This is a genomic window from Mediannikoviicoccus vaginalis, from assembly GCF_928097925.1.
GTDB classification, from domain to species: domain Bacteria; phylum Bacillota; class Clostridia; order Tissierellales; family Peptoniphilaceae; genus Mediannikoviicoccus; species Mediannikoviicoccus vaginalis.
In genome coordinates, this window is sequence record NZ_CAKMRI010000001.1 from 1,073,171 (window position 1) to 1,089,383 (window position 16,213).

The following is a 16,213-nucleotide window of genomic DNA, read 5'->3' on the forward strand; positions in this document are numbered from 1 at the left end:
TTAACCCTCGAATGTGTATTTGCTATCTAATATTTTTTGTTCCATGTCTTCCTTGTAATCTTGTAATTTCTTTGCAAGCTTTTCATCGGAAAGACTTAGTATTCTTGCAGCAAGTACTGCCGCATTTTGCCCACCATTTATTGCAACTGTTGCCACTGGAACTCCCTTTGGCATTTGAACAGTTGATAGTAGTGCGTCAAGGCCTTCAAGGGCTGTTGACTTTGCTGGAACTCCGATTACAGGTCTTGTGGTTGAACCTGCCATAACGCCGGCAAGGTGTGCTGCCATTCCTGCAATACCAATGTACACTCCAGTTTCTTCTTTTGTTTCGTCCATGTATCTAACTAGTTCTCCCAGTGCTCTATGAGCTGAGATAACTCTAACTTCATATTCTATTTCAAACTCTTTTAATGTCCTTACAACTTTATCTGCAATTTCCTTGTCAGATAGTGATCCCATTATTACAGTAACTTTCATCTTATCCTCCTATTTTTCTATTTCAAATAAAAAATAGCCCAAACAGGAAGGTCGAAACCTCCCCGTCCAGGCTTTTGTCCTTTCGGTGTCAGCCCTAAGGCCTTGTACCGCTCGGTCCTGTGCGTAGCCCGGATCCCTAGGTACTCTTTCTTATTTAATGTCTAAATATTTTGAAAGTTCAAGTGGTTCAATATATGTGTCGCCTTTGTAGGCTCTCATATTTCCACCGGAAACTTCATCTATTAATACAATTTCATCTGTACCATCAACCATACCATATTCAAGTTTAATATCGTATAGGTCTAGTCCATGTTTCTTCAATTCATCTTTGATTATGTTTGAAATTTTTACATTTAGTGCTACGATTTCTTCATATTGTTCAGCTGTTAAAATGTTTAGCATAACAAGTGCATCTTTTGTGATTAGAGGATCTTCTCTTTCGTCGTCTTTTAAAGTGATTTCAGTATAGGCGTCAAGTTTTTGTCCCTCTTTGGCGTACTTGCCATATCTTCTAATAAAAGAACCAACTGCTACAAATCTAGTTATAACTTCAAGTCCATCACCAAATAGTTTTCCCTTTTTGATGTCCATTGTTCTTTCATCTAGGTTTGCAGAGATGTAGTGAGTTTTAATTCCCTTTTCCTTTAAGATTTCAAAGAAGTATTTTGATACTTTTAAACTTTCAAGTCCAGCGCCTTCTTTAGAACCTGCAACCATGTTGCCACCAGTGTCAAAAGATCCATCTGCTGTTCCTGTCATGGTGTCTTTGAATCTAAAGTAGCATCTTCCTTCTTCTTGTACAAAATCTTTTGTCTTTCCTTCTCTAATGTTTGCCATTTTTATCACCTTTCTCCTTGAAATAAAACGAGCCCAGAAGGGTAGGTTAAGCGAAACCTACCCCTCTGGGCTTTTTTCCCTCAGGTGTGTACCCTATGTAAGGGCATCGTACCGCTTGGTCCTGTGCTATCGCCCGGATCCCTAGGTACACTTTCGCTCACAAAATTAAATAATTTCATGAACTCGTTACGGATACATAGTATCAAGTTTAATTGTAGTCGTCAAGGATTTTTTTGCTTTTAACAATTCTTTTACAAGGCTTTAATTAGCTAAAAAGAAAACCCAAGGATTACCTTGGGCTTAATTATTATTTTAAAAAGATTGAGTAGTTTGGTGACTCTTTTGTTATTGAGATGTCATGTGGATGGTTTTCGATTAGTGAAGCTGAGCTTATCTTAACGAAGTGAGCTCTCTCTTTAACTTCTGGAATGTCCTTAGCTCCAATGTAACCCATACCTGCTCTTAGTCCACCAATCATTTGGTAAACTACATCTTCAACTTTGCCTTTGAATGGAACTCTACCTTCAACTCCCTCTGGAACAAATTTCTTTGTACCTGTTTGGAAGTATCTGTCTTCTGAACCTGATTTCATTGCACCGATTGAACCCATTCCTCTATACTCTTTGTATCTTCTTCCTTCGTATAGCACTTCTTCACCAGGAGCTTCTGAAGTTCCTGCAAATAGTGAACCGGCCATTATAACGTCGGCACCTGCTGCAATTGCCTTTATAATATCTCCAGAGTACTTAATACCACCGTCAGCTATAATTGGCACATCATATTCTACTGCTGCCTTAGAAGCTTCCATAATTGCTGTTATTTGTGGTACACCAATACCTGTTACAACTCTTGTTGTACAGATTGATCCAGGTCCGATACCAATCTTAACACAGTCTGCGCCAGCTTCGATTAAAGCCTTTGTAGCTTCGTATGTTGCAACATTACCTGCAATAACTTGAATTTCAGGATATTCTTCCTTAATTTTCTTAACTGCTTTTAAAACTCCTGCAGAGTGGCCATGTGCTGTGTCGATTGTAATAACGTCTACCTTTGCATTAACTAATGCGCTTACTCTTTCCATCATGTCAGCTGTAATACCAACAGCTGCACCTACAAGTAGTCTACCGTTTGAATCCCTTGCAGAGTTTGGATATTGGATAGCTTTTTCAATGTCTTTGATTGTAATAAGTCCAGTTAGTTTAAACTCGTCATTAACTATAGGAAGCTTTTCAATTCTTGCATTTTTCATTTTTTCAAGTGCATCGTCCATTGAAATATGTTCCTTACCAGTGATAAGTTTTTCCTTTTGTGTCATTACATTTTTGATTTCTTGCTCTAGGTTTTCTTCAAATCTAACGTCTCTATTGGTTAAGATACCTACAAGAGTCATTTCTTCATCTACAATTGGAACTCCTGAGATTCTATAATTAGCCATTACATCAAGGGCTTCTTTAACGCTATTTGTAGGAGATAGATAAAATGGGTCTGTTATAATTCCATGTTCAGATCTCTTAACTCTATCAACTTGTTTAGCTTGCTCTTCGATGGTCATATTCTTATGAATAATACCAATACCACCTTGTCTTGCCATGGCTATTGCCATTCTAGACTCGGTTACAGTGTCCATACCCGCACTCATTAGTGGAATATTTAGTTCAATCTTCTTTGTCAATCTAGTTTTTAATTCTGTTTCGTGGGGAAGAACATGTGACTCTCTTGGTACTAGTAATACGTCATCAAATGTTAAGCCCTCTCCTACAAATTTCATAATGCGCCTCCTATAATCTTGTAATTTTTTAATAGTACTTTAACAACTTTTCTTTTCTTTGTCAACAACCTAGGGTTATCCCTTCATAAAGTATTCAATATCTCTTCGAAGTTCTAAAACCGCCTTCTTTCTGTCCCTATTCTTTAGATAACTTAGAAATTCACTGTGCTGATGGCTATAGATGTCAAAGACTTCCCTCTTCCAATTATTCCAATAATACTGGGAGAAAACTAGCATTTGTTTTTGAAATGCATTCTCCAAAATATCATAAAAGTATTCATCATGATAAAAAGAAGCGAGAGTCAAGTGAAAATCCATGTTGGTGTTCCAATATGAAACTGGATCCTCCCTGGAAGCTTTTTCTAAATGTTCCATATGTAAGCTTTCAAGCTTTAAAATATCATCGTCGGTAATTCTATCCCAATACTCATCGAGATAACGCGGCTCTAAAAACTCTCTGAATTTTAAAATGCCGTCCAAGTACTCCTTGGAATAGTTTACCATTACATAGCCAAGCCTAGGTATACTTCTAAGCACACCTTCATTGCAAAGTTCAATAAGGGCGTCTCTAACGGGTGCCTTACTTATATTGTACTTCAGCATCAAATTTTTTTCATTTAAAATATCATCCTGATTGTACTTTCCCGAAACAATATCCAGTTTTATAGAGTTATAAACTTTTTCCCTTAATGTCATCTTTCTTTCCTTTGCTATTATAAAATAGGATTTGGTAACTATTATATACCAAATCCCAAAAAAAATTAATTAATTTTGCTCAAGCATGATTTCAAGTATTTTATCATCAGTATTCTTCATGCCTTCGCTGGCCATCTTGCCAATATTTTTTACAGTTGTATCACAATCACTTCCAACAATTCCGTCCATGTATTCAAATTCAATTCCCCTCTTTGCCATTTCTAATGCAAGAAGACCATTGTCCAGTGCCACTGCAATTTTTGATGCACAAGACGCCTTGGCACCGTCACAAACAATTCCCCCGGAAGTTGCTAAGGCATTTGTAAGAATAAATTCTATTTTTTCTTCATCAAGGCCAATTAAATAACCAATGGCACATGCAGCGGCAGATCCGGCAGACACAGCACCGCAAAATGCAGATAGCTTTCCAATATAATACTTTTGGTAAATTGCAATTAGATTTGAAACCATTAGCCCGCGGTAAAGTCTTTCCTTTGAAATATTTTCCTTTTCGCAAAATACGATTACAGGTACAGATGTAGTTATTCCTTGGTTACCGGAACCAGAGTTTATAACCACAGGCAGTGAGCATCCTCCCATCCTGGCGTCGGAGGCGGAGCATGCCATGGCCTTTATCTCGTCTTCAACACTTCCCCTGGTACTATTCTTTATAGTTTGACCAATCCTTGCGCCGTAGTCTTCACTAAGTCCACGCTTCGCAATTTCCATATTGGATTTGATTTGAAGGTCCAGTCTTTCAATTAACTCTGGAATATCATTTAGGTTAACATTATCTGCAAAGTCAATAATGCTTTCAACGGATAAAAAGGATCTGTCTTCAGCTTCGCTAATTTCGTTGTCGCTGTCCTTTTCAAATATAACTTCGTCATTCACTTTTATAAATGTAAAGTTGTCGTGGCTGTCTTCTATAACCACAGTAACTTTTTCATTTGCAGTTACAGCCTCTATTCTTATGTATAACATGTTTGGAACTTCTGCCACATGTGTATTTATAACTTTATTTTCAATTAGCTCCTTGGCATTTTTTATATCTTCATCGTTAATGTCTTCAAGTACTCTTAAACTCTTTGAAGAATTTCCTCCAATGATTCCAAGGGACACTGCTGTCAATATTCCCTTCATACCTTGAGAGTTTGGTACCAATACCGACCATGCATTTTTAATAATATTTTTAGAACAGTACACCTCTATGTCTTCGGGCTTTGCAGTTAAATACTCTCCTACCTTCGCGGCACAAAGAGCAATGGCAATAGGTTCGGTACAACCAAGTGCCTGCTGTAATTCATCAAGCAAAACTTTTTCAAAATCCTTATAAGAAACCATACTTCCCTCCTGTTGGTATTATTATTAATCATATCAGCAAAGCGACGATATTTCAAGGGCTTAAGTGTATTGGTTTTAGTTGTATCGATTAAAAAATCTTTAATCTTTTTTAAAATAAATAGAAAAATAAATGCAGCTTAGAGGTGATTTCTCCTAGGAGAATTTTACAAAACATAAAAAAACAGAGACAAATATTTCTAAATGTCTCTGATATAAAGTCCAACTTTGTGCGGTCACCTTATGACACAGTTACTTTTTGAGTTGTACTATAATTAGCGTTTATTATATTTCGCATTTTATAATTGTTCTTACCCGTAGTTTTATTATGGCAAGATAACTCTCGTTGTAAATATATTGATGCTTTAGTCATCAATATTATCTATATGTTTATCTATAGCTTGTCCAACATTTTCTTTAAAGTCATCATCTTCAGCAATAGATTGGTTTTTAAGCTTTTCTAATTCTTTAGAATCTTTATGTGAAAAATCTTGACCTGGATCTTTTTTAGCAAATATGAGATCATAAATTCTATTTCTTATTTCTGCTTCTTTTTTAATCTTTGATTTATTTTTAATCCAACCTAAAAATATAACAAGTATCAAAACTATTCCCATATACCCAATTATAGGGTACATGATAGCTATAAGTTTCTTAAATCCTGCAAATGAAAGTCCATATCCTGTAAGTGCAAGGATGGTTAAAGTTAAATTAAATTTCTTTTTATCATCGCCTGAAATTCTTCTCGCTAAAGCATAATATAATGAAATACCTGTATTGAAAATCATTCCATATATTACTATGGACATAAAACTTCCTAGTATCGGGTGAATGTTTGTGATAATAGCTTGCATTGGTAAGTCTGAATTTATAATATATGGAAGATTTGCATATAAAGTAAATGTTGCAACAGTAGTTATAAAACCTACTATAAAACCTCCAAATATACCTGCTGTTTTGGAAACTTTGTTATTAAATTCTTCCCCACCCAATACAAAAGCCATAGATACACCTGTAATCATACACATAGAAAAATAATTTAAACTTGATAATGCTACATTGTCAATGGCCCTGCTTAAATTTTTGGTCATTTCAGTAGATGTTTTTAAATCTACATCAACCCAAAATATTGTATAAATGGTGCCCATAATAATAAAAATTATTATAAATGGTGTAAAAGACCCTATTACAGCTGATACTTTTTCAAAATCAAATTGACTTACTATCAAAATAAGTACTACACATATTAAAGCCCCTATCCAGCTAGGTATACCAAACTGTTGATTTAAATTCGATCCCGCTCCTGCTATCATTACAAAACCTATAACAAAGCAAGTAATCATAAGCGCTATATCCAATAATTTTACAATTAAAGGATGAGTCATTTGTTCTAAAACTTCACTATGTTTAGTAGCTAAGAAATGTGATCCCATTGATAATATAATGTAACCGAATGCTACATGTAAAAGTCCCGTAACCACCACTGCTACAAGTCCTGGAACACCAAATCCTACAAAGTATTGTAAAAGTTCTTGTCCTGAAGCAAGTCCAGCTCCAGTCAAAACTCCCACATACGCAAAAGCCATGATAATAGCTCTTTTTATTCTATCTTTTCTAATATTTGTTCTTAGTTGTTCAGTCATGTCTCCCCACTTCTTTTTTATTAACATCTATCAATAATAGCAGAAGGCTTGTATTAATGCAAATTTAGATAGTAAACAGCAAAAGAAAATATGGAAATTGATATGAAACAAATCCTATACTTATAAAAATCATTACTATAATGATAAATATTTGTAAGTATAACTGCTAAAAGTTCCAGAGAAAATCCTGCTATCTCCTGAAATAAAAAGAGCAGCGTTACACTACTCTTTTATTCTTTATTCGAAATAAATTCCTTCAATTTCAATTGGCCCATTCTTTCTAAGTTCAATTATCTCATCATCGGTATATGAACTAAATATTTGAACTCCTATCATGGTGTATCTGCCTGGTGCCTTTGGATAAACAGGTTCAACTCCCTTTCCACTTTCATTTATTTGAACGCCAAGATTCATTGTTTTAAATTCAGGATTTAACATATTTGCCCTATGGCCCGGTGAGTTAGACCACAGTTCAAAAAATGACTTAGCAATATTCGCTGGATTATTAAAATCTCTTGAGTTTGTTGCGGCATAGAGTTTTCCATTTTTATAATTAGTAATGAAATAAATTATATTTTCTCCAGTGCCCAGTCCTTCTTCAAAGGCAGTGTAGAAGAAAGTTCCATTAGGTCTTACATGTGGAATTCCATTTACGGCAATATTTCCATACTCCGCCATTTCAGATGCACGTAACATGGTCTCTTTTCTATTTAATTCAGAAGCAACCAGTGGTGAAGCTCCATTGTCCGCCCTAAGTTTATTTACAAGTTTGATTAACTCTGCTTCTATCGCTTCAAGAGATACTTGTTCACCATTATTAAATTTAGATTTAAAATCGGTGGATTTTGGTTTTGGAGCAGGCGCTTTTGGCTTATAAACATCTTTTAGTTCTTGCATAACGCCATTTGAAACAGATGACGTTCCACCAATAATTACAGCTTCTTCAACCTTATTGTCCTTAATAAAGTTTCTTACTTCTTCTGGAAGGGTATTGCTCCTAACTAAAAGTATTGGTGCGTTTTCTGCTTTTGAAACTATGGATGATGATAATGCGTCTGGGTAGTCTTCTCCTGATGCGATTACTACTTTCTTTACTCCACCGTTTACTTCTGCAAATTGCTTTGCTATTTCTACGGATGTTACGTATCTATCTTTTCCTGAAAATCTTTTTTCAACTTCTCCAGTATATTTAACTGTGCTTTTTCCTCCAAAGATATAGCTTGGATTATTTGCTTTTTGTACTGGTATTAGTTCTAGTTTCATCGCTCTTGCCAATGGCCCTGCTGACAAAGCGTCTGGATAGTTAAATGCGTTGTAGATTGATTCTTTTTCTAGTGTGGTATTTTCTTTTCTTAGTTCGTTTACTTTAATGGAAGTTTCTATTCTGTCTTTTCCTGCAACTCTTTGGCTATTTGGTAATGCACCTAGTTGTGTTTCTGAAACTGATGATGTTCCTCCTAGCACATATGTGTTTGCAGGGTTTATTCTATTTATTTCTTTCTTTACTACTGCCGGTGTTTCTTTTGCTGATGTTAGAAGTATTGGCGCGTCTATCTCTCCTGATAGTGGGGAGCCTGATAGTGCATCTGCATAGTTTTCTCCTGATGCTACTATGACTTTACCTCCAACTATTGCATAGTCTTTTGAAATCTTTACTGATGTTTCGTATCTGTTCTTTCCTGCTATTCTTTCTACTTTTACTGTTGGTACTTGCTTCGTCTCTTTTGTTTCTTGGGCAAAGCTTGTTCCTATTGTGGAACCTGCAATTGCCACCGCCAGTGTTAGTGCAGTTGTCTGTTTGATTATTTTTTTCATTCTCTCCTCCGTAAAATGTTTTCCTAATGTTTAGGTATTACTACATATATTTTTTATTATTATATCATATAAGCGTTATGAATTGGATAATAAAAAACACCTATGAAAATCTCATAGGTGTTTTGGATTAAATATCATTGTGGATCCGATTATTTTTTTGTCTAGTAGTACTTCTTCGTGTCCCCTCCATCCATAGTGACAAATGTATTTGTCACCTTTCTTTCCATAGATGGTTACTGCGTGGAATATAAATTTATTCTTTTTGTTCTCGTCTCTTATATATCCAAATGCTATTACTGGATAGCCCTTTAGTAGGCTCTTTTCAATGCCACCGCTAAATAAATTATAGCTTGCTCTACCCTTTAGTCCATATTTTTTAAGATATTTGTTGGTGGCAATGCTAATACTTCTTGCCCAACTCCTATCAAAGTTTGCAAAACTTCGAAGTTCGTCTTGCAAATTATATCCATTTAGCAAAAGCTTGCCATCTTTTAAAAACTTTTCAGGGATGTAGCCTCCTCTTTTCTTCTGCCAGTAGTTTAATAGGATGCAGGCGGCGGTGTAGCCACAGGTTCCTGTAATATTTCTAGGGTATGGGCTATGCTTTATAATTTCTGCTTGGGGTATGTAAAAGCCCTCTTGAGAGCTTGTTTTTTCCAAATTCTTCATTTAGATTTTCTCTTTATGATCATGATGATGTTCATCATCAGTACATGGACATTGATATTTTCCTGTACCATCTAAATCAAACACCTCATATAGACATTTGTCCAATGTTTGTGCAATTTGTATTGCAAGCTTTAAATTTGGAATAGTTTTTTCATTTTCAATTTTGTTTATACTAACTCTCGAAACTCCTACTCGCTTTCCTAAACGATGTTGTGACAGTCCCAAAGGCTTTCTAAATTCTTCGATTCTGTTCTTCATACATACCAACCTCTATTTTATATGTTATATTATAACTACCCAATTTTAATATGATTACACTTATTTTACTTAACTTTTTTAATTTATTTTATAAAGAGTTATGGCTATTCATAAAAAAGTGCCAGAATTTTCTTCTGACACAATTTTCTATTATTTTGCTTTTTCCCAGTTGAATTGGTAGATGAAATCATCTGCTTTGTAAAAGTCTAATGCATTTCCATCTATTTCTGCATATGGATAACCGAATTGGTTAAGTGGTTCGCCAGCTTGTTTTGGTTGTAGGTTAATATCTCTTCCTGTTGTAAAACCAACTCTAACTGCGTCCCAGTTTCCATAGAAGTAATCTTTTAATTCAAGTGCTTCTTGGCTGTCCTTTTCAAGATTGTCTGTTAGACATCCCTTTAATACGTCGGCAATGTCTATTGGGAACCAGCCAGTTCCTGGTTGATAGTATTCAACCCAGCAGTGTTGTGACTTTGTTATGTCCGCTGTGTCGTCCTTGCTTAGTCTAACTCCAAATGTTTCTCTTGCAGGGATTCCTGTTGCTCTACACATTGCCACAAATACTGAACCTATGTCTGTACATTTACCAGCTTTTGTTGTAAGAAGTTCGTCAACATCTCCTTGTCCACAGCCTATAACGTCGTTGTCTCTAATCATATTTTCATAGATCCAGTCATAGATTGCCTTTACTTTTTCTTCAACGGTGTCTTTGCCTTCAACTATCTTCATAGCTTCTTCTTTAATTGGTCCGTTGATATTAAGTAATTTTGAATCTTTAAGATATTCTTTGAATTCTTCTGTGTTGATTTCTTCTTCAGGTTTGATTTCAGGTCTTAAAGCTTCTTTTCTAGTTACGTCAAAAGAGTAGCTAACCTTCTTTTCTTTTGCTTCTGGTTTGAATTCAACGTATATCATCTTGTTTCCAAGTTCATCTTCTTCAACAGATGCTGTTCCTACTTCATCATCAATTGTTATCTCTTCGTTTGAGATGTTTTGATATTCATCTGACTTTGCATATGGAATCCAAAGTCTTGCAGATTCTTTTGCGTCATGGTTTGAAAGGTCAAAGTTTTGAGTTACCCTTCCTGAAAGCTCTTCCGCTTCCTTTGGCTCTTCTGTTTCTTCTGTTTCTGCTTCTGTTGCCGCTTCTGTTTGTGGTGCACTTGTTTCTTCAGTATTTTCTTTATTGCCACAAGCTGTAAATCCTACTGCAAAAGAAAGCAAAAGTGCAACTAATAATAATTTTTTCTTCATTTCTGCCTCCTAGAAATTTTTTGAGATATCAAAACAATAATAATATTTCGTTAATTATTATTTTACTTTCTATCTGTAGAAACTGTCAAGGCACTTCAAAGATTTTGAAATCTCCTTCATTACTTCTTCAATTGCTTCTTCGCTGGTAATGTCTTTATTTTCCATTTCTCTTCTTGTGGAGTATTCAACTATATTTTCTCCAGCTCTCTTACCAACTGTTATTCTAAGTGGAATTCCGATTAAATCTCTGTCGTTAAACTTAACTCCTGCTCTTTCTTTTCTGTCGTCAAGAATTACTTCGACGCCTTTCATTCTAAGCTCTTCGTAAAGTTTTGTTCCCAGTTCCATTTGTATTTCGTCTTTAGTGTTAAGCACAGAGATTATTACATGGTATGGTGCAACTATTAGCGGCCAGATTATTCCATTTTCATCGTGGTTTTGTTCAATGATTGCAGTTACAGTTCTTGTGATTCCAATTCCGTAACTTCCCATGTAGAAATATTGTTCTTTTCCATTTTCATCTAAGAACTTTGCATCGATTGCCTTTGAGTACTTTTGTCCCAATTGGAATATATTTCCAACTTCTATTCCCCTTGCAGACTTAAGTGGCTTTTTTGTTTCAGGGTCTATGTCTCCCTCTCTAATCATAAGAAGATCTTTAACAACTTCTCCATCAAAGTCTCTCTTGAAGTTTGCATTCTTGTAGTGGTAGTCCTTTTCGTTTGCACCGATTACAAGATTTTTCATCTTAGTAACTCTCTCGTCAATAAGAATTCTAACATCTTCTGGTATGTCTGAAGTTGGTCCTGTAAATCCTGCAACTGAGTTTAATCTCTCTTCTATATCGATGTCTGTCATCATTTCAATTTCGTGTTCAGGCACCTTTAAAAAGCCTACAAGTTTTGCCATGTTAAGTTCTCTGTCCCCAGGGATTATAACTACTACTGGCTCTCCTTGTACCATTAGGTCAACCGCCTTCGCACAGTGACTCTCTTCTACCCCTGTAAACTTAGACACATCTTCAATGGTCTTGCAGTTTGGCGTAAATTCTTTTGATAGCTCTTCCTCTGCCACATCTTCTTCGTTAATTTCATAGTACACAGGAGCCTTTTCATCTGTCGCGGCAAACTCTGAGCCTTCACTGTAGAAGATTACTCCTTCTCCAGTTTCAGAAAGGGCAATAAATTCGTGGGAGTTATTTCCACCCATGGCGCCACTGTCCCCTGCAACAACTTTATAGTCAAGCTCTAACCTGTTGAAAATAACTTCATATGACTTCCACATATTTTCATATGCTTTTTCTAAATTCTCTTCGTTGGTGTCAAAGGTGTAAGCATCCTTCATTATAAATTCTCTAGATCTGTTTATACCAAATCTAGGTCTCTTTTCATCTCTGTATTTATGTTGAATTTGATAGATATTTAATGGAAGTTGTTTATAACTCTTTAGCTCGCCCTTAACAAGGTCTGTAAAATACTCTTCCGCTGTTGGTCCAAGGCAGAACTCTCTATCATTTCTGTCTCTAAGTTTAAACATCTCTGGGCCAAAGGTCTCCCATCTTCCAGACATGTCCCAAATTTCTCTTGGTTGTAGTGCAGACATAAGTATCTCTTGGGCTCCGAAGTTATCCATCTCTTTCCTAACAACATTTTCAATTTTTCTTACAACTCTGTATCCCATTGGTAGGTAGGTGTAAATTCCAGAAGCACTTCTTCTTATCATTCCACCTCTTAAAAGCAGCTTATGGCTTTCAATTTCTGCATCTGCCGGATCTTCTCTTAGAGTCGGCATATAAAATTTAGACATTTTCATTTTTATTTCCTCCTAATATTTATTTCAAATAAAAAAACCTTCCACCAGAAGGCGAAAGGTTACGCGGTACCACTTCTTTTAAATTAAATTAATAATCACTCATAAGCTATAAGGCACAACCCTGCAGTTTTCACTACAACCTCCAAGACAGGTTCCCCTAACTACACCGAAAGTTTTCACCAACCACTTTCTCTCTAAAGGCTTTATTAAAGTACTATTTCTCTTCACAGGTAGAACTATATTATCATAAGAATAACTTTTTGCCAACACTAAAGGGGCATCTCGTTAATCTTCTTTTTCCATTTTCTATTTGAAAGGCTTGCAACAATCATAAGGATAATCCATCCAATTAGGGTCCAACTTATTATTATGGAGAGTATTAAAAGTAGAAACTTTGCCTTACCCTTGCATTTAAAGAATGGCACTAGTAAAAATAGTAACGCCAAGAATAGCATTACATAAAATAGCACCAGTGGTATGGCATTAAAGATTCCAAACCTCTGTCCTAAAAAGTTTTGTATGGTCTCTCCGGCAAAGTAGGAAAAGGCCCCGGCAATAACTATGATTAAGATGTTGAATACATAGTGAAAGACTGTCCTTCTTCTATCCATCTTACGAATTTCTTTTAACTCTTCCTTGGACACAAAGCCTTCAGGCACATAGTCAGTTGAAAAGTCTTCCTTAACTTCGTAGTCTCTTGCTCTTTCTTCCTTAACTCTCTTTTCTTTTTTAGGTTTTTCCTTTTTGCTCTGGGTAAAAAGTGGAGAACTACTTTTTTCATCGTAGATATTTTTTGATTTGTTTTTATTCATGTCTTCAAACAGATTGTAGTTTGTTCTTTCAAAGAGCCTTCTCTTCTTAGTGTCTTCCAGGTCATCTTCCAAAGCACTCTTTACATTTTTTGTATTTAAGTTGTCGGTAAAGTCCCTTTCAAACACAGGCCTTTTATTTTTACTCTCTTCCTTTTGCCTCTCTTCTTCCCTTTTATAGTCGCCAAGAAATTCACTAAAGTCATATTTTGATTTTTCTTTTTTATTTTCCACCACTTCAAAGTATTCAGAAGCTTCATCTTTTTTATCTTCTTCTATGGGCATGCCACAATTGGTGCAAAATTTATAGCCCTCTTGTAATTCTTCGTTGCAAAATTTACATTTCATACAATCACCTTTTATATTTATGACTCAATTATATACTGAAAAGTAAAATGTATAAAGATAAAAGATGAAAATTTCAAAAAGAAATTTAGTTGCTATAAGTTACATCGGTCTTTCCTTTGGAAATGTAAAAATAAATTCAGATCCTCCACCTTGAGCGTTTTTAACTTTTATATTTCCATTATGGGCCAGGGCGATATGTTTCACTATGGAAAGGCCAAGCCCGGTTCCAGAATTTTTCCCTCTGGACTTGTCGGCAACGTAAAACCTTTCGAAAATTCTTTTTTTATCCGCTTCTGAAATTCCGATTCCATTGTCTTTTACTCTTATAACCGCCTCGTCAAGGTTTGAGTACACGGTTATCTTTAACTGTCCCCCAACCTTGTTATACTTAATTCCGTTTGTTAGGAGATTGCTTAGTAAACTTTTTATCTTTTCCCTATCGGCATTTACCAAAACAGGGTCTAAGTCCTTTATTATTTTTACTTTCTTTACTCCAGCCATGTTCTTTATATCTTCGATGCACTCTTCTGCCAAGGTCTTCAAGTCAAACTCTTCAACTTCTAAACTAATGGCTTCCTTGCCCGTGTACTTGGATAGGGCAATTAAATCGGTTATTAGTTCAAGTTGCTTCTTTGCATCTTCAATGATTACTCCCGCAAACTCCTTTGCCTTTTCGTCCTTAGCGATGCCCTCATGAATCATCTCCGCGTGACCGATTATGGATGTGAGGGGCGTTTTTAGTTCGTGGGTTACATTGGCAGAGAACTCTGAACGAAGTTTCTCCATGGCTTTGTACTGGGCCATGGAAAACATGGAGTTTCCCTTTTCATTTTCCAAAATATCTAAAAGTTTTCTTATATCATCATCGTATTTTACATCTAGATTGTCATCGTTAAACACTTCGGAAATAATTATGGCAGAAATATTTTTAGGATTATACTTTGCCTTTTGATTTTTAAGTAAGAAATAATTAATAATTGCGCAGAGCAGCAAAATAAGACCTGATATTAAAACCAGATCTTTACTCGCCTTTAAAATGTAGTCAAATAATATTTTAAACAGCAAAAACAGACCAAGGTATATTGGCCCAAGTTTTTTTAAAATGCTCTTATCCATTTTATTCTCCGTCTACGATTTTATAACCTACATTTCTAACCGTTACAATATATCCTTCTCTCCCCAGTTTTTGCCTTAGGGTCCTAATGTGAACGTCGATGGTTCTAGTTTCTCCCTCGTAGTCAAAGCCCCAAATCTCCTCTGTGAGCTTTTGTCTTGAAAGGACTATGTTTTTATTTTCAATTAAATAATGTAGTAGTTCAAACTCCTTATAGGTTAGTTTTATCTTTTCTCCAGCAACTTTGACAACTCTTTTGGATAAATCCATTTCAATATCTCTAAATATTATTTTATCTTCTGACTCTTCGGTTTGACTTTTGCCATAGCGTCTAAGAACTGCCTTTATTCTTGAAATTAATTCCATAACACCAAATGGCTTATTGACATAGTCGTCTGCCCCCATGTCGAGACCTCTAACCTTGTCAATCTCTTCATCCTTGGCAGTGACCATTATGACTGGTATGTCCTTGTAGTTGTCGTCACTTCTTAATGTCTTTAAAATTTCGTAGCCGTCCATACCTTCAAGCATTATATCAAGTAGAACTAGGTCGGGCTTTTCACTTTTAATTGCTTCCAAAAATGGAACTGCATCGGGAAAGCCCTTTGCTTTAAATCCAGAGTTTTCTAAAGCATATATAACCAAATCCCTTATATTGTCTTCGTCTTCAACTAAATAGATTTTTCTCATATTATCCCAACTTATTCCCATGTGGTAAGTGTTCCACATGTTGTCCTGTAATTGAATATTCCACCCATTCAGATATATTTTCAGCATGATCTCCAATTCTTTCCAAGTACTTGGCAGTCATAAGAATGTCCACTGCATACTCGGCAGAAGAAGAGGTGTCTGCACCTTTTATTTCTTGAATAACTTCTTGTCTAACCTTGTTAAATAGTTCATCAACCTTGTCATCATGCTCTCTTATACTGTCAACCAGAGATAAATCTCCAGTAACGAAGCTCTTTAAACTCTCCTTTAACATCTCAATGGAAAGGTCCGCCATCTTCATGATGTTGTCATAGGTCTTATCTTTAGTAATTTCAGGAATTGTCATTACTATCTCTGCAATGTCAACAGCATGGTCTCCAATTCTCTCCATGTCTGTAACCATTTTTAAAGCAGATGATATTAGTCTTAAGTCGCTTGCCACTGGCTGTTGTCTTAGCAAGAGCTTTAATGCTCTCTCTTCAATTCTCTTTTCATATTCGTTTACATCATAATCATTTTCCATAATGAACTTTGCCTTCACCAAGTCCTTATTTCTAAATGACTTTATGGCCTCTACGATTCTAACTGAAATGAGTTCGCCCATCTCTGTAAGTTCTTCATTCAGGGTGTTTAATTGTTCATCAAATTTACTTCTCAT

Annotated in this window: 15 protein-coding genes and 1 other annotated feature; all 15 genes read right to left on the reverse strand. The window is 35.6% G+C overall.

What is annotated here, in order from left to right:
• Nucleotides 1–477, reverse strand: coding sequence for a 5-(carboxyamino)imidazole ribonucleotide mutase (purE, locus tag L6651_RS05000; RefSeq protein WP_237036896.1), 477 nt, complete (start codon nucleotides 475–477; stop codon nucleotides 1–3).
• A 150-nt stretch (nucleotides 478–627) separates the two neighbouring features.
• On the reverse strand, nucleotides 628–1,314 hold the full coding sequence (locus tag L6651_RS05005; protein ID WP_237036897.1) for a phosphoribosylaminoimidazolesuccinocarboxamide synthase: 687 nt from the start codon (nucleotides 1,312–1,314) through the stop codon (nucleotides 628–630).
• 307 nt (nucleotides 1,315–1,621) lie between these two features.
• Nucleotides 1,622–3,085 (reverse strand): IMP dehydrogenase, encoded by a 1,464-nt coding sequence (guaB, locus tag L6651_RS05010; protein ID WP_305067695.1) that lies wholly within the window; start codon nucleotides 3,083–3,085, stop codon nucleotides 1,622–1,624.
• A 72-nt stretch (nucleotides 3,086–3,157) separates the two neighbouring features.
• A complete protein-coding gene (locus L6651_RS05015) occupies nucleotides 3,158–3,778 on the reverse strand; it encodes a GntR family transcriptional regulator (protein ID WP_237036899.1) in 621 nt (206 codons plus the stop codon).
• Between the two features lie 69 nt (nucleotides 3,779–3,847).
• Entirely contained in the window at nucleotides 3,848–5,122 is a 1,275-nt protein-coding gene (locus L6651_RS05020; protein ID WP_237036900.1) for an L-cysteine desulfidase family protein, read from the reverse strand.
• Between the two features lie 362 nt (nucleotides 5,123–5,484).
• Nucleotides 5,485–6,762 (reverse strand): YkvI family membrane protein, encoded by a 1,278-nt coding sequence (locus L6651_RS05025; RefSeq protein ID WP_237036901.1) that lies wholly within the window; start codon nucleotides 6,760–6,762, stop codon nucleotides 5,485–5,487.
• 237 nt (nucleotides 6,763–6,999) lie between these two features.
• The gene (locus L6651_RS05030) at nucleotides 7,000–8,577 is read right to left on the reverse strand and encodes a cell wall-binding repeat-containing protein (RefSeq protein WP_237036902.1); all 1,578 of its coding nucleotides are present in this window, start codon (nucleotides 8,575–8,577) and stop codon (nucleotides 7,000–7,002) included.
• A 111-nt stretch (nucleotides 8,578–8,688) separates the two neighbouring features.
• The gene (locus L6651_RS05035) at nucleotides 8,689–9,246 is read right to left on the reverse strand and encodes a hypothetical protein (RefSeq protein WP_237036903.1); all 558 of its coding nucleotides are present in this window, start codon (nucleotides 9,244–9,246) and stop codon (nucleotides 8,689–8,691) included.
• Nucleotides 9,247–9,504, reverse strand: a complete 258-nt coding sequence (locus L6651_RS05040; protein WP_237036904.1) for a helix-turn-helix transcriptional regulator — start codon at nucleotides 9,502–9,504, stop codon at nucleotides 9,247–9,249.
• A 150-nt stretch (nucleotides 9,505–9,654) separates the two neighbouring features.
• Complete coding sequence (locus tag L6651_RS05045) at nucleotides 9,655–10,761, reverse strand: transglutaminase domain-containing protein (protein ID WP_237036905.1); 1,107 nt, start codon at nucleotides 10,759–10,761, stop codon at nucleotides 9,655–9,657.
• Nucleotides 10,762–10,830: 69 nt separating this feature from the next.
• Nucleotides 10,831–12,567 carry a proline--tRNA ligase gene (locus tag L6651_RS05050; protein WP_331473705.1) on the reverse strand — a complete coding sequence of 579 codons (1,737 nt, stop codon included), beginning with the start codon at nucleotides 12,565–12,567 and terminating at the stop codon, nucleotides 10,831–10,833.
• A 50-nt stretch (nucleotides 12,568–12,617) separates the two neighbouring features.
• Nucleotides 12,618–12,810 (reverse strand) — a binding site (T-box leader).
• Nucleotides 12,811–12,842: 32 nt separating this feature from the next.
• Nucleotides 12,843–13,730: a zinc ribbon domain-containing protein gene (locus L6651_RS05055; protein ID WP_237036907.1), complete on the reverse strand. Its 888-nt coding sequence runs from the start codon at nucleotides 13,728–13,730 to the stop codon at nucleotides 12,843–12,845.
• A 99-nt stretch (nucleotides 13,731–13,829) separates the two neighbouring features.
• Nucleotides 13,830–14,846 (reverse strand): sensor histidine kinase, encoded by a 1,017-nt coding sequence (locus L6651_RS05060; protein ID WP_237036908.1) that lies wholly within the window; start codon nucleotides 14,844–14,846, stop codon nucleotides 13,830–13,832.
• Between the two features lies 1 nt (nucleotide 14,847).
• Complete coding sequence (locus L6651_RS05065) at nucleotides 14,848–15,534, reverse strand: response regulator transcription factor (protein ID WP_237036909.1); 687 nt, start codon at nucleotides 15,532–15,534, stop codon at nucleotides 14,848–14,850.
• Between the two features lies 1 nt (nucleotide 15,535).
• Complete coding sequence (phoU, locus tag L6651_RS05070) at nucleotides 15,536–16,213, reverse strand: phosphate signaling complex protein PhoU (protein WP_237036910.1); 678 nt, start codon at nucleotides 16,211–16,213, stop codon at nucleotides 15,536–15,538.